The 17,152-nt window shown below is 72.7% G+C and carries 15 protein-coding genes and 1 pseudogene; 7 read left to right on the top strand and 9 right to left on the bottom strand.

Annotation, left to right across the window (positions count from 1 at the left end):
• Positions 1 to 3: 3 nt before the first annotated feature.
• Entirely contained in the window at positions 4 to 660 is a 657-nt protein-coding gene (locus SMD11_RS02380) for a LysE family translocator (RefSeq protein WP_087924819.1), read from the bottom strand.
• Between the two features lie 596 nt (positions 661 to 1,256).
• Here SMD11_RS02380 and SMD11_RS02385 point away from each other — a divergent pair.
• The 5 genes from SMD11_RS02385 to SMD11_RS02405 all read left to right on the top strand — a co-directional run bounded on the left by SMD11_RS02385 (position 1,257) and on the right by SMD11_RS02405 (position 6,615).
• Entirely contained in the window at positions 1,257 to 2,819 is a 1,563-nt protein-coding gene (locus tag SMD11_RS02385; RefSeq protein WP_087924820.1) for an alpha/beta hydrolase, read from the top strand.
• 251 nt (positions 2,820 to 3,070) lie between these two features.
• Positions 3,071 to 3,385, top strand: coding sequence for a MazG-like family protein (locus SMD11_RS02390; RefSeq protein WP_087924821.1), 315 nt, complete (start codon positions 3,071 to 3,073; stop codon positions 3,383 to 3,385).
• Between the two features lie 127 nt (positions 3,386 to 3,512).
• On the top strand, positions 3,513 to 4,205 hold the full coding sequence (locus tag SMD11_RS02395; protein ID WP_159395191.1) for a FadR/GntR family transcriptional regulator: 693 nt from the start codon (positions 3,513 to 3,515) through the stop codon (positions 4,203 to 4,205).
• Positions 4,206 to 4,249: 44 nt separating this feature from the next.
• Positions 4,250 to 5,485, top strand: a complete 1,236-nt coding sequence (locus tag SMD11_RS02400) for an MFS transporter (RefSeq protein ID WP_234365856.1) — start codon at positions 4,250 to 4,252, stop codon at positions 5,483 to 5,485.
• A complete protein-coding gene (locus SMD11_RS02405) occupies positions 5,482 to 6,615 on the top strand; it encodes a GDSL-type esterase/lipase family protein (RefSeq protein ID WP_087924823.1) in 1,134 nt (377 codons plus the stop codon). Before SMD11_RS02400 ends, SMD11_RS02405 begins: the two co-directional genes overlap by 4 nt.
• A gap of 70 nt (positions 6,616 to 6,685) precedes the next feature.
• Here SMD11_RS02405 and SMD11_RS02410 read toward each other — a convergent pair whose 3' ends face one another.
• Positions 6,686 to 7,891: an FAD-dependent monooxygenase gene (locus SMD11_RS02410; RefSeq protein WP_087924824.1), complete on the bottom strand. Its 1,206-nt coding sequence runs from the start codon at positions 7,889 to 7,891 to the stop codon at positions 6,686 to 6,688.
• 125 nt (positions 7,892 to 8,016) lie between these two features.
• On the opposite strand from SMD11_RS02410, the gene SMD11_RS02415 reads away from it, so the two are divergent.
• Positions 8,017 to 8,742, top strand: coding sequence for a TetR/AcrR family transcriptional regulator (locus SMD11_RS02415; protein ID WP_087924825.1), 726 nt, complete (start codon positions 8,017 to 8,019; stop codon positions 8,740 to 8,742).
• A gap of 88 nt (positions 8,743 to 8,830) precedes the next feature.
• On the opposite strand, the gene SMD11_RS02420 is transcribed toward SMD11_RS02415, so the two are convergent.
• Complete coding sequence (locus tag SMD11_RS02420; RefSeq protein ID WP_087924826.1) at positions 8,831 to 9,385, bottom strand: NUDIX domain-containing protein; 555 nt, start codon at positions 9,383 to 9,385, stop codon at positions 8,831 to 8,833.
• Between the two features lie 147 nt (positions 9,386 to 9,532).
• Between SMD11_RS02420 and SMD11_RS02425 the strand changes: the two genes are divergently transcribed.
• Entirely contained in the window at positions 9,533 to 10,123 is a 591-nt protein-coding gene (locus SMD11_RS02425) for a MepB family protein (protein WP_087924827.1), read from the top strand.
• Between the two features lie 51 nt (positions 10,124 to 10,174).
• On the opposite strand, the gene SMD11_RS02430 is transcribed toward SMD11_RS02425, so the two are convergent.
• From SMD11_RS02430 to SMD11_RS02455, 6 genes and pseudogenes are all read right to left on the bottom strand, one after another.
• Entirely contained in the window at positions 10,175 to 11,125 is a 951-nt protein-coding gene (locus SMD11_RS02430; RefSeq protein WP_087924828.1) for an AraC family transcriptional regulator, read from the bottom strand.
• Positions 11,126 to 11,193: 68 nt separating this feature from the next.
• A pseudogene (locus tag SMD11_RS02435) lies at positions 11,194 to 12,119 on the bottom strand (NADP-dependent oxidoreductase).
• Between the two features lie 209 nt (positions 12,120 to 12,328).
• A complete protein-coding gene (gene panD, locus SMD11_RS02440; protein ID WP_087924829.1) occupies positions 12,329 to 12,760 on the bottom strand; it encodes an aspartate 1-decarboxylase in 432 nt (143 codons plus the stop codon).
• Between the two features lie 147 nt (positions 12,761 to 12,907).
• Positions 12,908 to 14,806, bottom strand: a complete 1,899-nt coding sequence (locus SMD11_RS02445; RefSeq protein ID WP_087924830.1) for an ABC transporter ATP-binding protein — start codon at positions 14,804 to 14,806, stop codon at positions 12,908 to 12,910.
• A gap of 161 nt (positions 14,807 to 14,967) precedes the next feature.
• Positions 14,968 to 15,480 carry a cupin domain-containing protein gene (locus SMD11_RS02450; protein ID WP_087924831.1) on the bottom strand — a complete coding sequence of 171 codons (513 nt, stop codon included), beginning with the start codon at positions 15,478 to 15,480 and terminating at the stop codon, positions 14,968 to 14,970.
• Between the two features lie 258 nt (positions 15,481 to 15,738).
• Positions 15,739 to 16,815: an amidase domain-containing protein gene (locus tag SMD11_RS02455; protein ID WP_087924832.1), complete on the bottom strand. Its 1,077-nt coding sequence runs from the start codon at positions 16,813 to 16,815 to the stop codon at positions 15,739 to 15,741.
• Positions 16,816 to 17,152: the final 337 nt, after the last annotated feature.

Genomic DNA, 17,152 nt, shown 5'->3' on the forward strand with positions numbered 1-17,152 from the left:
GAATCAGTCCCGGAAGGCCAGCGCGGCGCCGAGGCCGACCAGGACCACCCCGGAGACCCCGCTGATGCCGCGCTGGACCCGACGGCGGCGCAGCAGGCTCTGGACACGGCCGAGGACGGCCACGACCACGACGTACCAGACCAGCGCGAGTCCCCAGAAGAGGCCGGCCATGACGATGTGCTGGGTGAGGGTGGACATCCCCGGCAGCGTGAACTGCGGGAAGAGGGAGAGGTAGAAGGCGGCGACCTTGGGGTTGAGGAGGTTGCTGACCAGGCCCTGCCGGAACGCCTGGCCGGGTGTGTGGTGACGCCGGCGGTCGGCGGGCTCCGGCGTCGTCTGCCGCGCCGTGGCCGCGTCGTCGTGCCGCCTGTGGTGTCGGACGAAGTCGGTGAGGGCGCGTACGCCCAGGTAGACGAGGTAGCCGGCGCCCGCGACGCGGATGACCGTGTAGAGCATCTGGGAGCCGGTGAGCAGAGCGGTCAGGCCGGCCACGGCGGCGGCTGCCAGGACACCGTTGCCGAGCATGATTCCGGTGGCGGTGGCTGCCGCGCCCCGGCGACCGGCCGTCGCGGCGTTGCGCAACAGCAGTACGAGATCGGGTCCGGGCACCACGATGATGGCGAGTGATGCGGCTGCGAAGGCCATGAGCTGAGTGGTCATGACACTTCATGATGTCACCGAGGCGGGGTGTGCGGCGTGGTACGCCTGCGAGGTCTCGGCTTCGTGTGGTTTTCGACGGGTCGAAGTGCGACGCGGTGGCCGGTCTTCACGAGTCGCGCGGTTCACCTTCCGGTCCTCCGGGGTGGAAGCCGCACGCGCCGTCAGCGATCGGGCACGGTCCGCGGCGCGCTCGACCGCGCCGGGGCCGCGCTCCATGGCGTCCTTCCGCAGAGGACGGCATGGCCCTCCTGGCCCGTGGCCGGACGGCAGGAGACCTGGACCGGCTGCGTGACCTGATCCCTGGTGACCGGGTCGACGACTGCCGATGACCGGGCCCCGGTGGTGGGGGTGGCTCCATCGAGAATGGGGGGACAGCCGTAGTGAGTGGGGCAGCCGCGCCGCCTAGCGTCTGACGGTGTGAGACATATACCGGAACAGGGCGAAGAGTCCTCCTTGGGCATACGGGAACCGGCCTGCCCCTCAGCGGTGTCGGCCGGCGCGCGGACCGTGATGGCGGTGGCCTTACCCACGGGCGACGCGGCGCGTACGGCACGTACTCCCGACCGCTCCGGCACCCATCCCCTCAAGGAGACTTCATGACCACCCCCAGCCCCGCCGCGCGCCGCACCGCGGCCGTGGGACTCGCCCTCGCCGCCTGCCTGGGCGCCACCCCCGCCGTCACGGCCACGGCCGCCCCCACCGCGCCGGGATCCGGGGCCGGGCTCGACCGTTACTACAACCAGCGTCCGGCCTGGGGCAGTTGCGTCACCGGCCCGGACGACACCATGGGCCGCGGTCTGGACAAGGCCGGCGTGCGGTGCGCGGACGTCACCGTGCCGCTCGACTACGCCGACCCGCGGGGTCGTACGATCACCGTCGCGATATCCCGGCTCAAGGCCACCGACACCCGCCACCGCATCGGCTCGATCCTGCTCAACAACGGCGGTCCCGGCGGCACCGCCGTCGACTCCCCGCCGGAATTCCACACGTGGATGAAGAAGGCCGGCCCGCGGTACGACATCGTCGGCTTCGATCCGCGCTTCGTGGGCCGCAGCACGCCGCTGGACTGCGGCTGGCCCGTCGGCACCAATCTCTTCTCGGCCGGTCTCGGCCGGGCGAGCTTCGAGCGCCAGGTCGCCTTCCAGAAGGATCTGGCGGCCAAGTGCCGCGCCACCAACGCCTCCGTGCTGCCGCACGTCAGCACCCGCAACACGGCCCGCGACATGGACGTCATCCGCGGCGCGCTCGGCGAGAAGAAGATCTCCTACTTCGGCTACTCGTACGGTACGTACCTGGGCACCGTCTACACCCAGATGTTCCCCGGCCGCACCGACCGCGTGGTCCTGGACGGTGCCATCGACCCGCGCAAGTTCAGCCCCCGGCTGCTCCAGGAGTCCGTCGGCGAGAACGAGCGGGCGCTCGCCGACTGGGCCACGTGGGCCGCCGCCCGTGACGACACCTACGGCCTCGGCCGCACCCGCGCCCAGGTCCTCGCCACCGTCGACCGTCTCATCAGGACGTCCGCGCGCGCCCCGCTGACCGTCGGCACCGCGCCCGAGACCTTCCGGCTCGACGACACCCACATCCCGTTCCTCCTGCTCGCTGGGGTCGACAGCGACACCGACACGTCCCGCGCGTCGCTCGCCGAGCAGGTTTCCGTGCTGAACAAGGCCGCGGCCGGGCAGCCGGCCCATATCTCGAAGCAGTTCGCCGCGACCCTGCGGCTCGCGATGACCGGCGAGCGGTCGCATTACGGCAGCGCGCAGACCGCGATCATCTGCGGGGACAGGGCGGCCCCGCGCGACCCCGAGGTCTACTGGCGGGACATCGAGCGCGGCCGTGCCGCGTACCCGCGCTTCGGCGCGCTGGCCGACAACATCGGCCCGTGCGCCTTCTGGGACCGCCCCCGCGAGGAGCCCACCCAGGTGAAGCACGACGCCAAGGCACTGATCGTGTCCGCCACCGGCGACCCACGCACCACGCACAAGGGGGCCGTCGCCCTGCACGGCCTGCTGCCGAGCTCCAAGCTGATCACCCTCCAGGGCGCCAACCGGCACGCGATCTACGGCCTCTACGAGAACTCCTGCGTCGACGACAAGGTCAACCAGTACCTGGCAACCGGCGAACTGCCCGCCGGTGACCAGACCTGCTCCAAGTAGATCCGCTGGCCAGACCTGATCTGAGCTGTTGTCACCGAAGGCGAGGAAGCGGGCCGTCGCCGGTGCGAACCGGCGGCGGCCCGCGAACAATTGGCCATGCTCTCGGGCACCCCGGCGCCCGAGCCCTGGTGGTGGACACCACCTCGGCACTCCACCGGAGGCACCCGTCCAGATCGCTGCCCGCCCGCCGGCCGAAGGCCGGTAGCGTCGGAGCCCCGCCCGCCTCAGCGATCCCACGGAGGAGCGCAGCGATGGACGAGCACATCTGGGCCACAGTCGCCCGGCTCAAGGAATGGCTGGCCGAGAGCAACCCCGCGCCGGACCGGACGCACCGGACCATGCGCGTACTGAAGCTCACCGAGGAGATCGGCGAGGTCGCCCAGGCCGTCATCGGCGCGACCCGCTACAACCCCCGCAAGGGCGCCGGCCATACCTGGCACGACGTCGAACAAGAGCTCTGCGACGTCATACTGACCGCCATGGTCGCCCTCCGCACCCTCACGCCCGATGCGGGGAAGGTCTTCGCGGAGCGGCTGGAGCACGTCGCCTCCCGCTCGCTCCCGTAGGGGACGTCGCGCACGGCTCGTCATGGACGTGCGCCGCGCGAACAATCCCGGCCCCACGCCGACTCCCCAATAAGTTAGGGTGAGCTAACTAAGGGATGATGATACGTTCCATCAAGGGGTGGGCGAAGTGCGCGCAGTACCGCGTTCGGCACTGATCGAAGGCACCATCGACCGGCTGAAGTCCGAGATCGTCAGCGGCAGATGGCCGATGGGCGGCAAGATCCCCATCGAGGACGAGCTCGTGGAAGAACTCGGGGTCAGCCGCAGCACGCTGCGTCAGGCGGTACAGGCCCTGGTCCACGTGGGCCTGCTGGAGACCGCGCAGGGCCGGGGGACGTTCGTACGCGGGACCCATGAGGTCGACACCGTCCTGACCCGCTACCTGGCCGACGCCGAGCTCCGCCACGTCCTGGAGACCCGGCGCGGCCTGGAGGTGGAGGCGGCCGGACTCGCCGCCGAACGGCGGAGCCGGGCCGACCTGGACCGTCTCGCGGCGGTGTACGAGCGTCAGACGGCGGCCCACCGGGACGGCAGGGCCCGCGAGTTCGAGCAGGCGGCGGTGGAGTTCCACACGGCCGTGGTCGAGGCCGCGGGCAACCCCGTGCTGATCCGGCTGTACGGCAGCATGCTCGGCCCCGTCCGGGACTCGGTCCGGCTCGGCGGCGTGCGCCGGCCCCGGGAGCACTACGGCGACCCGGGGCACGCCCGCATCCTGGAGGCGATCGACGGCGGCGACCCGAAGGCCGCCCGGGAGGCGGCGGCCGAGCATGTGACCGTCTTCCTGGCCGCGCTCGCGCCCACCGGCGAGGACACGCCGTGACGGCCCGGGGCGGCTTACCCTCTCCCCACGGCGGGCAGGGGCCGTTGCTCACCCGTACCGCCGTGGCGGCGTCCTGCGCGGGCATGGTGATCATCGGCGCGCTGATCGCCCTGTACGGACCGGTGGTCCCCGCCCTGCGTGACCGGTTCGGTCTGTCGGAGCCGACGGCCGGGATGCCCCTGGCCGCCCAGTCGCTCGGCGCGGTGGTGGGCGTCCTCGGCTTCAACGCCGTCCACCACCGCATCGGCAACCGGGCCCTGCTCACCTCGTCCTACCTGACCATGCTGGCGGGCACCGTCACCTTCGGCCTTTCCGGGACCTGGCCCATGGTGCTGGCGGCCGCGGTCGTCACGGGACTCGGCCTCGGCGGCGTCGACTTCGCCGTCAGCCGGCTGTTCCTCATCGGGCTCGGCTCCCGCGGACCGGCCCTGCTCAACGTGGCCCACGGCTGCTTCGGGCTCGGCACGGTCCTGGCGCCCACCGTCATCGCCGTCACCGGCCCCGACCACTACGGCGCCACGTTCGTGACGATCGGCCTCCTGACCCTGATCCCTCTGGCGTGCGTCCGCGGGATCCGCGCCCGTCCGACGCCCTCCGAACTCGCCGGGGCCTCCCCCGCCCGCCGCCGGGGCGGCCGCGGCCCGGCCGTCGTGCTCGCCGGGTTCGTGGCCGTCTACATGCTGCACTTCGCGGTGCAGAGCGGCATCGGCAACTGGGAGCCCACCCACCTGCACGCGCTCGGCCGGAGCATGACCGGCGCGACCGCCGCGACATCGGCGTACTGGCTGGCCATGACCGCCGGCCGCTTCCTCGTCGTCCCGCTCGCCCGCCGCTGGTCACCCGCCACGATCGTGACCGGCTCCTGCGCCCTGATGACCGTCAGCGTGCTGCTGCTGCCGGTGCCGGGTCTCGCCCCCTGGGCGTACGCGGCGGCCGGGCTGTGCATCGGCCCCGTCTTCCCCAACGGCCTGAACTGGCTGAACCGCTCCGCCCCCGCCGCGGGCAACGCCATGGCCTACGTCATCGCCGCGGCCATGCTCGGCTCCGTCGCCTTCCCACCCGTGCTGGGCGCGGTCATCGAGACGTACGGCGTCGGCGCCCTGCCCCTCGCCCTGTCCGCCCTCTGCCTGATCACACTGGCCGTCAGCGCGGCCCTCGCGGGACGGCTGCGCGGCACCCGGACGGAGACCGTGCCGGCCCGGGCCGCACTCCCCCGCAAGACCACACTCACCAAGTCGACCGTACGAACCACAGGCACCCGAGAGAAAGGCGCGTCATGACCCAGCAGTGGGTGGCGGGATTCCGCAGCGCGGTGATCAGCCCGTACGAGAGGATCCGGTTCTCCGAACCGCGCGGCTTCCACGACCAGACGGTCCGTCAGATCCTGTACATGGCCGGCGGCGGCGAACGGATACGCGTACGGCTCTCCAACCGCTACGGCCGCGCCCCGCTGACCGTCGCCGAAGCCCGGGTGGCCGAGCGTAGGACGGCCGACGAGATCGTCGCCGGGACCGACACCGGTGTGCGGTTCGACGGCTCGGCGCGGGTGACGGTCCCGGCGGGCGGTGAGGCGGTCAGCGACCCGGTCGAACTGCCCGTCCGGGCGGGCACCGATCTCGTGCTCAGCCTCTACCTGCCGGCGGAGACCGGCCCGGCCACCTACTCTCACATGCCCGTCGAGACGGCTTACGTCACCGGCGGCAACCGGGCCGGGGCCTCGGCCCTCCCCGGAGCCGAGCAGGTCGAGGCCAGGTTCTACGTGACCGGGATCGACGTGCTCGCGGCCGAAGGCACGGCGGTCGCCGTCGCGTTCGGCGACTCCTGGTTCGAGGGCGTCGGCACCACTCTCGGCGCCAACCGGCGCTCCGTCGACGCTCTCAACCGGCGGCTGGAGCGCGGCTGGGCCGTCAACCAGGGCATCGCCGGAAACCGGCTGCTCACCGACGGGGTCGGCGAGCACGCCCTGGCCCGTTTCGAGCGGGACGTGCTGTCCGTGCCCGGCGCCGCCCACGTCCTGGTGAACTTCGGCATCAACGACCTGGGCCTGCCCGGAATGATCGGCCTGCCCCCCGCCACGGCCGGCGAGCTGACGGCCGGGTTCACCGACCTGGCCCGCCGCGCGCACGACGCCGGGCTGACGATCCACGCCGCGACCATCGGCCCGTTCGCCGGCGCGGTCCACCCGGGCCACAACACCCCCGAGGGCCTCGCCGCCCGGCGCGAGGTCAACGAGTGGATCCGCACCGCCGACACCTTCGACTCGGTCTTCGACGTCGCCCGCGCCGTGGAGGACCCGGCCCGGCCGGACCGCATCCGCCCCGAATTCGACTGCGGGGACGGCATGCACCTCAACGACGCCGGTGCCCTGGCCATGGCGGCCGCGGTCGACCTCGGCGCGCTCACGTTCTGAAGTGATCGGCACCCCTGAGCCGCCTCCCCGCCCCGACACCGCCCGGTGACCCGGTTCCCCTCGGCCCCGCTCACCGGCCCGTGACTCTGAGGCCGCCCAGGTAGTCGGGCAAAGCGATCGTGTTCGTGACCTTCTTGCCTTCCTCCAGCATCCGGTTGAGGATCCACGGCCTGCTCAGCAGACCGTTGCGGAGGCGGAGCCCCCAGGCGGTGCCGGGTGCGAGGAACCTGCCGGTGCGGTCGCCACCCTTCTGGCAGCCCTGGGCGTAGCCGCGCGTCAGGTTCTCGTACCGGGCGAGGGCCGCGCGCTGGTCGTCGGGCGTCCGGCCGAGTTCGCCGGCCAGGATGTAGGCGGCGACGATGCCGGTGCCGGTGCCCATGCCGCCGATGGTGGCGCCGCAGGCGGCGTCGCCGACGAGGGCGACCCGGCCGGAGGGGGTGGACCAGGCGTCCACGTCCGCCCGGCTGATGGAGTCGAAGTAGACCTCGGGCGCCGCTTCGAGGGTGCCGAGGAGCAGGGGGACGTCCCAGCCGAGTCCGGCGAAGGCCTCGGTGATCAGCTCCTTGTGGCGCCGGGTGTCGTGGCGGTCGTAGGAGAGTTCGGGCGAGGCGAAGACGAAGAAGGCGCCGGCCCGCCCGGGGTCGCGGTGGTCGGCGCCCATACTGGCCAGCCTGCCGGGGGCGTTGTAGCCGACGGAGCCCTCACCGGGGTCCATGCCGCGGTAGTTGGGCAGGCTCCAGGTGGCGGCGTAGTGGCCGAGGTGGGTCACGTAGTCCTTCTCGGGGCCGAAGGCGAGCCGCCGCACGTGGGAGTGCAGTCCGTCCGCGCCTATCACGAGGTCGAAGTCGGCCGGGGCGCCGTGGCGGAAGGTGGCCCGTACGCCGTCCGCCGTCTCGGTGAGCGAGGTGATCGTGTCCCCGAAGACATAGGTGGCGTACGGGAGGCTGTGCTCGTGAAGGGCGCGGGCGAGGTCGCCGCGGAGTACTTCGAGGTCACCGCCGGCGAAGTCGGCCGGGAGGTGGAGGAGTCCGGCGCCGTTCCCGTCGACGAAGCGCATGGGGCTGCCGCCGGTGGCGATCCCCCGCAGGCGGTCGAGGACGCCCATCCGCTCCAGCACGCCCAGGTGGGTGTCACCGCGGAAGTCGACGGCCTGGCCGCCTTCGCGCGGGCCCGGCGCGAGTTCGACGACGGTGACGTCGAAGCCGTGGCGGCCAAGCCAGTAGGCGAGCGCGGGGCCCGCGATGCCGGCACCGGAGACGAGGATCTTCTTGCTCACGCGAACCACTTCCCTTGGGGGTCGACGCGCCCCGAACAACTGTGTCCGGTGGACGCTGTTTCTTGTTGTGTACGGTAGACACAGTTTCTGGACCTGGCAAGCGCGGACGCGGGAGCGTGGTGGCGATGAGCGACGAGCGGGACGAGTGGGCGGAGACGGTACGGATCCTCTGGGAGCCGCCGGTCAAGCCCCGGCGCGGTCCGAAACCCGCCCTGAACCTCGACCGGATCGCCCGCGCCGCCATCGAGATCGCCGACGCGGAAGGGCTCGCCGCGCTGTCCATGCAGCGCCTCGCCGAGCTGATCGGGTTCACGAAGATGTCGCTCTACCGGTACGTGCCGGGCAGGGCCGAACTCGTCGCGCTGATGGTGGACACCGCGATCGGCGAGGCACCGGCCGAGGACACGGGGCAGGACGGCTGGCGGGAGCGGCTCGGCGCGTGGTCGCACCGGCTGGTGGCGGTGTTCCAGGAGCATCCGTGGCTGCTCGACGCCACGATCGGCACGCGCGTCATGGGCCCCCGGGAGCTCGGCTGGATGGAACGCGCCCTGGCCGCCCTGGACGGCACCGGCCTCTCCGGCGCCGAGCGGATGGACGCCGTCGTCCTGCTCACCAGCCATGTCCGCGGGATCGCCCAGCAGTCCCGCGCGGCCGGCCCGGCAGGCGGCCCCGAGAAGCAACTGGCCGCCGTCCTCGGCCGGCTGATGGACGAGCACGGCGAGCGCTATCCGGCGCTCGGCGCCGCCCTGGCCTCGGCCGCCGCGCCCGGGGAGCAGGACCAGGCGCTGGAGTTCGGCCTCCAGCGCATCCTGGACGGGCTGGAGGCGCTCATCGCACGGCGCGCGGGCTGAAAGCGGGGGCCCGGCAAGGCCATCGAGACGGCGGAAGGACAGGCCGGGCGATCGATCCGGCGGAAGAACGTGCCGCCCCCGTACGGACTCAGACCGTGAGGGCACGCTCCACCAGCAGGACCCCGATGACGCTCGCCGCCTCGGAGATCTCGCCCGACCGGACGGCGTCCACGGCCGCCTCGAAGGGCAGCCACCGCAGGGTCATGCCGGCCTCGGTCGGGTCGCGCCGGACGGTGCCCCGGAAAAGGTCCGTGGCGAGGTAGAGGTGCACGACGGCCGGGGTCCGGGACGGGAGCGGGTGGAAGGCGGTCAGGTGCCGGAGCTCGCGCGGGTACCAGCCCGTCTCCTCCTCGCACTCCCGCCGCGCCGCGTCCAGGGGGTCCTCGCCCTTCCCGATCGCCCCGCCGGGGACATGGAGCAGTCGCGTTCCCAGCGGGTAGAAGGCGTCCTCGACGAAGGCCACCCGGCGCTGCCCGTCGACCAGGACGATGCGGGCGCCGTCCGCGATCTCGACGCGTTCGTACGTCCCTTCCGCGCCGTGCGGCTGGACCACCCGGTCGCGGTGGACGGTGAGATGCGGTCCCTCGTGCACGATCTCGGTGCCCAGGCGGGTCCATCCGTGCCCATGGTCGTGGTCAGTCATGTTCCCCGGTCGTCCTTGAGGTGGGTGTGCCGCCTTGGGTAACGCGCGGGGCCCCGGGCCGTTGCGGGTGAGGGGCGAGCGGTCCGGATGCGGGGAGCCCGATGGGATGAATTCGTTCACACGTTCGACATCTGGCAGGATGCGGGGATGTCGACGGAACGTGAAGCCCTCTCGGGACCCGGCACCCGCGGCCCCGGACCCTGGCCGTGCGGGCCGGGGATCCCCGGCGATCTGCTGAGGGCCAAGGAGCTGGCGTACGACCCGGCTGGGTTCGTGTGCGCGCCGCCGGTGCCCGAGGCGGAGAGCGCCGAGTACGGGGCGTGCGCGTTCACCCTGGACGGGCTCTCCGTCCGGTTCCGCACGGCCAGGACGACGCCGACGAAGGCCGGCCAGTTCGTCACGGTGTGGCAGAGGTCCGCGAGCGGGCCGATCCGGCCCTTCGACGCCGCGGACCCCGTCGACCTCTTCGTCATCAGCACCCGCGAGGGCGACCGGTTCGGGCAGTTCGTGTTCCCGCTGGAGGTGCTCCGCGAACGGGACATCGTGTCGGTGGACGGTTCCGGCGGGAAGCGGGCCTTCCGCGTCTATCCGCCGTGGGTGACGACCACCAGCCGCCAGGCCCGGGGCACACAGGCCTGGCAGGTGCGGCACTTCCTGCGGCTATCCGAGGACGAGCCCCTCGACGTTCCCCGCGCCCGGGCGCTGTACCACCCGCGTCCCGCCCGCGAACGCCCGTGACGTCGCGGCCCGGGCGCCGCTCCGTCCCGTCCGGCACCCAGGACACCGCGGTCAGGCCGCCCGCGGCCCTCGGCGGTACACCCCGGGCGCCAGCCCGTACGCCCGCTTGAACGCCTTGGCGAAGGCGAATTCCGAGCTGTACCCGGTGCGTGCGGCGACGACCGTCAGCGGGGCGTCGGACTCCCGCAGGAGCTCCGCCGCCGTGGTCATCCGCCAGCGCGTCAGGTAGGCCATGGGCGGTTCGCCGACGAGGGTGGTGAACCGGCGGGCGAACGCGGCCCGGGAGAGGCCGGCCCGCTCGGCCAGCGCCTCCACGGTCCACGGGGCCGAGGGGTCGTCGTGGACGGCGGCCAGGGCCGGGGCGACCGCTGGGTCGCCGAGCGCGGCGGCCCAGCCTTCGGCGGCCGCCGCCGGCTGGGCCTCGAACCAGGCCCGCAGGATGTACAGGAGGAGCGAGTCGATCAGCGTGGGCACGATGCCGTCCGACCCGATGCGCGGGTTCTCCAGCTCCGCGCCGAGCAGCTGGACGGCGGCGCTCAGCTCGGGGTGGTGGCCGTGCCGCGTCTGGAGGTGGATCACGGCGGGCAGCTGGCGGACGAGCGGGTGCGGGCGGCCCTGGTCCAGGTGGTAGTTGCCGCACAGCAGGCTGGTCCGGGGCCCGTCGCCGCCCAGGGTCACCGTGCCGATCGGGGAACCCGGGCAGAACTGCTCGGGCCGCTCCTCCTCGGCCGGGGTGGAGGGGTGGTCGGCGAGGATGTGGCCGCGGCCGTCCCGCAGGAAGATCACGTCGCCGGGGCTCAGGGCGATCGGTTCCGGGCGGGACGGGCCGTCCCCGGGAGCGTCCTCCAGGGGGATCAGCCAGCAGGTGCCGTAGAGCACGACGTGGAAGCCGGCGCCGACGACGGGCGGCAGCCGCAGGGCCCAGGGCGCGCGGCCCTCGGTGCGGACGGACGCCGGGCTCCCGGTCCGCATCGAACCCAGCGCCTCGGTCAGGATGTCCATCGTCCTCCCCGTCCCCTCGTCCCGGCCTTCCGGGCGTTCCCGGCCTCCCACGATACGGGCCCCCGGGCTCAGGCGACGGTCAGGACGATCTTGCCGCGGGCGGTCCCGGCCGCGACCAGCTCGTGCGCCTTCGCGGCTTCGGTGAGCGGGAACGTCGCGTCGACGTGCGGGCGGATCCGCCCGGCGTCCACGAGCTCGGCTATCGCCTCCAGCGACGCGTAGTCGGGCTCCACCGAGATGCCGGCGAAGCGCCGCCCGGCCGCCTCGACCCGGGCGGCGAGCTCCCGGTCGCCGTGCTCCAGGATGCTGACGAGAGTGCCGCCGGGGCGCAGGGCGCCCAGCGAGCGCTCGCCCTGGGCCGTGGAGTCGAAGACGACGTCGGCGTCGCGCACCACGTCGGTGAAGTCGGTGGTGCGGTAGTCGATGACCTCGTCGGCGCCGAGGCCGCGGACGAAGTCGTGCTTGGCCGCGCCGGCCAGGGCGGTCACATGGGCGCCGCGGGCCTTCGCGATCTGCACGGCGAGGTGGCCGACGCCGCCGGCCGCGCGGTGGATCAGGACGCGGTCGCCCGCACCGATCCGGGCCGCGTCCACCAGGCCCTGCCACGCGGTGAGCGCGGCGAGGGCAGGGCGGCGGCGTGCACGTGGTCGAGGGAGGCGGGCTTGCGGGCCACCTGCCGCGAGGGCACGGCGACGTAGTCGGCGTAGCCGGTCGCGGCGCGGGGGAAGAACGGCATGCCGTAGACCTCCTCGCCGACGGCGAAGCGGGCGCCGGGGCCGGCCTCCTCGACGACGCCGGAGATGTCCCAGCCGACTCCGAACGGCGGCTCGCCCAGCAGCGGGAAGGCGCCGGACCTGACGGCCACGTCCACCGGGTTGACCGCGCTGGCGTGGACCCGGACGAGCACCTCCGCGGCGAGCGGGGTGGGGCGCTCGGTCTCCACGGTCCGCAGGACCTCGGGACCGCCGAAGGAGTTCTGGATTACAGCCCGCATGGGAAGTCTCCCTTGTCTTTCATCAGGGTGTCGCTGTCTTGATGCCTCAACCCTAGGGAGATCGAACGAGCGGCAGAATGTCTCCAGATCTTCGAAACATGTCCGGTCGTCTTCCGCCGGGACCCTTTCGGTTATGCGCGAGGGCGGTACGCCCGCGACCCTCGGGCCACGGGCGTACCGCCCTCCCGTACTCCTCGCCCCGCCCGGTCTCAGCCGAGCGGCTCCGCCACGCGCGCGTGCGGGCTGCGCTCGGTGTCCGTGCCGGGGACGGGGGCCGAGGCGTCCGCGCCCAGGGCGACGATCCGGTTGTCCGCGTCCACGTGGACGACCTTGGGCACGAGGGCGCGCGCCTCGGCGTCGTCGACCTGGGCGTAGCTGATGAGGATGACGAGGTCGCCGGGGTGGACGAGGTGGGCGGCGGCGCCGTTGACGCCGATGACGCCCGAGCCGCGCTCGCCCTCGATGACGTAGGTCTCCAGGCGGGCGCCGTTGTCGATGTCGACGATGTGGACGAGCTCGCCGGGCAGCAGGTCGGCCGCTTCCATGAGGTCGGCGTCGACGGTCACCGAGCCGACGTAGTGCAGGTCGGCCTGGGTGACCGTGGCCCGGTGGATCTTGGACTTGAACATGGTGCGCAGCACAGCGTCACTTCTCCCTGCGGTGAAAGGGGTCGCGCCCCCGCAAAGGGGTACGCGCCGTCGGAGCCAGGGTAGACGGACGGGGTCCCGGGGGAGGACCCGGGACCGGGCGGCCTCCTCCAGGACCCCGTCGGGCCGGTGCGGCGGGTGTCAGAGGCCGGCCTCCGACCCGGCCGTCCGCTCGGACTCGGCCCGCCGGAACTGGGTGCGGTACAGCTCCTCGTAGCGTCCGCGCGCGGCGAGCAGTTCGGCGTGGGTGCCGCGTTCGACGACGCGCCCGGCCTCGACGACGAGAATGAGGTCGGCGGCCCGGACGGTGGACAGGCGGTGGGCGATGACCACGGCGGTGCGGCCTTCCAGGGCCTCGCCCAGGGCCTCCTGGACTGCGGCCTCGGAGGTGGAGTCGAGGTGGGCGGTGGCCTCGTCGAGGATGACGACGCGCTGGCGGGCGAGCAGCAGGCGGGCGATGGTCAGCCGCTGCCGTTCGCCGCCGGAGAGCCGGTAGCCGCGCTCGCCGACGACCGTGTCCAGGCCGTCGGGCAGGGAGGCCACCATGCCGTCCAGGCGGGCCCGCCGCAGGGCGTCCCAGACCTCGTCCTCGGTGGCCCCGGGACGGGCCAGGAGCAGGTTGGCGCGGACCGTGTCGTGGAAGAGGTGGCCGTCCTGGGTGACCATGCCGAGGGTGTCGCGCAGGGACTCGGCGGTCAGGTCCCGGACGTCGACGCCGCCGAGGCGTACGGAGCCGGCGTCGGCGTCGTAGAGGCGCGGCAGCAGCTGGGCCATGGTCGACTTGCCGGCGCCGGAGGAGCCGACGAGGGCCACCATCTGGCCGGGTTCGGCGCGGAAGGAGACGTCGTGGAGAACCTCGGTGCCGCCGCGGGTGTCGAGGGTCGCGACGTCCTCCAGGGAGGCGAGGGAGACCTTGTCGGCGGCGGGGTAGGCGAAGCGGACGCCGTCGAACTCGACGGACACGGGCCCGTCCGGCACCCGGCGGGCGTCGGGCTTCTCGGCGATCAGCGGTTCGAGGTCGAGGATCTCGAAGACCCGCTCGAAGCTGACGAGGGCGCTCATCACCTCGACGCGGGCGCCGGCGAGGGCGGTCAGCGGGGCGTAGAGGCGGGTGAGGAGCAGGGCGAGGGCGACGACGGCGCCGGGGTCGAGGCTGCCGCGCAGCGCGTAGAAGCCGCCGAGTCCGTAGACGAGCGCGAGGGCCAGGGCGGAGACGAGGGTGAGGGCGGTGATGAACGCGGACTGGGCCATGGCGGTGCGGACGCCGATGTCCCGTACCTTCCGGGCGCGGGCGGCGAACTCGGCGGACTCGTCTGCGGGGCGGCCGAAGAGCTTGACGAGGGTGGCGCCGGGGGCGGAGAAGCGCTCGGTCATCTGGGTGCCCATGGCGGCGTTGTGGTGGGCCGCCTCGCGCTGGAGCCCGGCCATCCGGGAGCCCATGCGGCGGGCGGGGACGACGAACACGGGGAGCAGGACGAGGGCGAGGAGGGTGATCTGCCAGGAGATGCTGAGCATCACGCCGAGCGTCAGCAGCAGGGTGACGAGGTTGGAGGCGACGCCGGAGAGGGTGTTGCTGAAGGCGCGCTGGGCGCCGATGACGTCGTTGTTCAGGCGGCTGACGAGCGCCCCGGTGCGGGTGCGGGTGAAGAAGGCGACCGGCATCCGCTGGACGTGGTCGAAGACCGCCGTGCGCAGGTCGAGGATGAGGCCCTCGCCGAGGGTGGCGGAGAGCCAGCGGGTGAGCAGGCCCAGGGCCGCCTCGGCGACGGCGATCAAGGCGATGAGGAGGGCGAGTCCGGTGACCGTGCCCGCGTCGTCGCCCTTCACGAGCGCGTCGACGACCCGGCCGGCCAGGACCGGGGTGGCCACGGCGAGGAGTGCCATGACCACGCTCAGCAGCAGGAACTGGCCGAGGCGCCGCCGGTGCGGCCGCGCGAAGGCGGTGATGCGGCGCAGCGTCGCCCGGGAGAACGGCCGCCGGTCCTCTTGGGCGTTCATCGCGCTGTGCAGCGATGTCCAGGCGGTGACTTCCATGTCCATCGGGGTTCCTCCGTCGTCCTCGGGCTTACCTCAACGCTAAAACCTCAAGCATGGTTGAGATCAAGCCGGAGGGATCTCCGGAGTGTCGGGAGGGGCCGGTGCCCGGGCACGGCGGCCCGGGCACGGCGGACAGGGCGCGACCGGCCCGGGGACGAGGACCGCTACGCGCCGAGCTCCGCGCGCCAGACGGGGCTGTCCACGTAGTGGTTGTCGTAGCGCTCGGAGGAGTCCTTGATCTCCTGCGGGCTCGCCTCGCCCCGCATCACACGGCCCAGCAGCCGCAGGTAGTCGAAGCGGGCCATGCCGGGCGTGAAGACGAACAGCACGTCGGCCTCGCTTCCGGGCGCCGCCGCGAAGGCGTGCGGGGTGTGCGGCGGCACGACGAGGGAGTCGCCGGCGTTCAGCACGACGATCTCCTCGTCCACCAGGACGCGCAGCGAGCCGTCGATGACGAAGAAGAGCTCGGCGGCGCGGGTGTGGAAGTGCGCGGGGGCACCCACGGCGCCTTCGGCGAAGTGCGACCGGTAGCTCGTCAGCAGGCCGCCGGTGGTGTCGGAGTCGGCGAGCAGGGTCATCACGCTGCTGGGGTCGCTGGTGGTCTCGGCCTCGGCGGCCCGGGTGAGCACGGCGGTGAAGTCGGACTTCCGGGCGTTCTCGGCGTTGTTGCCGGTCATGGCGCTGTTCCCCTCGTTGCACGGCGTGTTCGCCGTCTTGTGATCACAACTTTAGGGGAAACTAAAGACTTTGAGCAGGGTGCAATCCGGACCGAAAATCGGGGGTCAATTTCCGAAGCCGTCACCGGCGGGGAAGGACCGCGGGAAACGCGGTGGGCCCCGCCCGGAGGCGGGGCCCAGCGGCGCGGCGGCCGGACGGGCCGGTGCTCACGCGCCGCCCGGCCTCAGCCGGGCGGTGAGGTCATCGCCGTCGGACCGTCAGGTGCGGTAGGCGAAGTAGACCGCCCCCGGGTTGGAGGCGATGATGCTCGCGACCGACTTCCGGTAGGTGTTGGTCGAGTGGTACGTCAGGTACGGGACGCCGGCCCGGCTCCGGTACGTGGTGATCATGGAGTGGTCCTTGGACCCGTCCCGGTCGAAGTCCATCTGGAGGATGTCGCCGACGTCCATCTGGTAGACGTTCGCCAGGTTGACCGCGCGCTTGGAGGAGAGCGTGAACCACGCCCACTCGTTGGCGCCGACCCAGGAGGTCGTCTGGGTGGTGTTGTCGTACCACCAGTTGCGGTAGTCCGTCGCGACGCCCGAGTCGTTCTTCCAGCCGCCGGCCCGCAGGGCCTGGCTGATGAAGTTGGTGCAGTCACCGCCCTGGTCGTTGAACTTGCGGTACGCGGGGTTGTAGTTCCGCCAGTACTTCTCCGCGTAGGCCGCCATGGCCGCGTAGTTGTAGCCGGCGGTGCCCCGCGTCTTCGGCTGCGGCCGCGCGGGCCACGTGATGGCGGCGGGCGTCCCGTCGAGACCGCCACCGGTGTTCGTCGTCGCCACCGCCGTGCGGGGCTCGTTGATGGGGCGCGGGCCGGAGTCCGTGGGCCGGATACCGGTCAGCTCCCACTTGCCCGACGAGCTGCTGAAGTTCAGCTCGTGGTGGGCCCGGAAGCCGGTCGTCGACGGCTCGTCGCCGCGGATCTTCTTGTACGTGAGCGTGGTGACCTCGGTGACCCGGACCGTGGCCCGGCCGCCCTTGACGCTGGTCGAGTCCACGGAGACCCGGGTGTCACCGGCGGTGTACGCCTCGCCCAGGGACGCGAGGCGCGTCTTGCGGGTCCGGAGCGTGGACAGGCCGGTGTCCTCCGTCCGCGCCAGCGCGGCCGAGAGGCGTATGTTGCCGGGCTTCGGCGTGGTCCGCGCGGACCGGCCGTCGAGGAGCGCCGCCGTGCGCTTGGTCAGGACGGCGTCGGCGAGGGTGGCGAACGTCTTGGTCGTCGCGCCGTCCGCGGCGCGCGGGGCCGGCGCCGCGTTCGCGGTCGACACGGGCAGGAGCACGGCCGAGACAGCCATCGTCAGTACCGCTCCGACAGCGGTTCTTGACGTCGTTTGTTTCACGATGTTTCCCCTTGTCACCCGGTCCGGACGGACCGGGGGACGGAATCTTCGCACACGCTTCCGCTTCTCGATCAGCTAGGCGAAAGAACGCGGGCCCGAGGCCGCATCGCGTGTGGCCTACAAGCTTCCGCTTGCGCCCGGGAAGGGCTGCGGGGAGTGAGGAGACCGGGACAACCGGTGGCGGGCGGACGCGCCGCCGGACCCTTGACCCCCACTCACCCCGCCCCGGACCGCGGGCGCCTGACCATCCCGCCGCGGGAAGCCGTTGCCATCCGGACGACCATCAACTTAG

It is taken from the genome of Streptomyces albireticuli (assembly GCF_002192455.1).
In the GTDB taxonomy this organism is placed as follows: Bacteria; Actinomycetota; Actinomycetes; order Streptomycetales; family Streptomycetaceae; genus Streptomyces; species Streptomyces albireticuli_B.

What these genes read in the sequence shown, in the direction of transcription:
- SMD11_RS02380 (WP_087924819.1), bottom strand. Translation starts at nt 660, where the DNA reads ATGACCACTCAGCTCATGGCCTTCGCAGCCGCATCACTCGCCATCATC.
- SMD11_RS02385 (WP_087924820.1), top strand. Translation starts at nt 1,257, where the DNA reads ATGACCACCCCCAGCCCCGCCGCGCGCCGCACCGCGGCCGTGGGACTC.
- SMD11_RS02390 (WP_087924821.1), top strand. Translation starts at nt 3,071, where the DNA reads ATGGACGAGCACATCTGGGCCACAGTCGCCCGGCTCAAGGAATGGCTG.
- SMD11_RS02405 (WP_087924823.1), top strand. Translation starts at nt 5,482, where the DNA reads ATGACCCAGCAGTGGGTGGCGGGATTCCGCAGCGCGGTGATCAGCCCG.
- SMD11_RS02415 (WP_087924825.1), top strand. Translation starts at nt 8,017, where the DNA reads ATGAGCGACGAGCGGGACGAGTGGGCGGAGACGGTACGGATCCTCTGG.
- SMD11_RS02420 (WP_087924826.1), bottom strand. Translation starts at nt 9,385, where the DNA reads ATGACTGACCACGACCATGGGCACGGATGGACCCGCCTGGGCACCGAG.
- SMD11_RS02425 (WP_087924827.1), top strand. Translation starts at nt 9,533, where the DNA reads ATGTCGACGGAACGTGAAGCCCTCTCGGGACCCGGCACCCGCGGCCCC.
- SMD11_RS02430 (WP_087924828.1), bottom strand. Translation starts at nt 11,125, where the DNA reads ATGGACATCCTGACCGAGGCGCTGGGTTCGATGCGGACCGGGAGCCCG.
- SMD11_RS02445 (WP_087924830.1), bottom strand. Translation starts at nt 14,806, where the DNA reads ATGGACATGGAAGTCACCGCCTGGACATCGCTGCACAGCGCGATGAAC.
- SMD11_RS02450 (WP_087924831.1), bottom strand. Translation starts at nt 15,480, where the DNA reads ATGACCGGCAACAACGCCGAGAACGCCCGGAAGTCCGACTTCACCGCC.
- SMD11_RS02455 (WP_087924832.1), bottom strand. Translation starts at nt 16,815, where the DNA reads ATGGCTGTCTCGGCCGTGCTCCTGCCCGTGTCGACCGCGAACGCGGCG.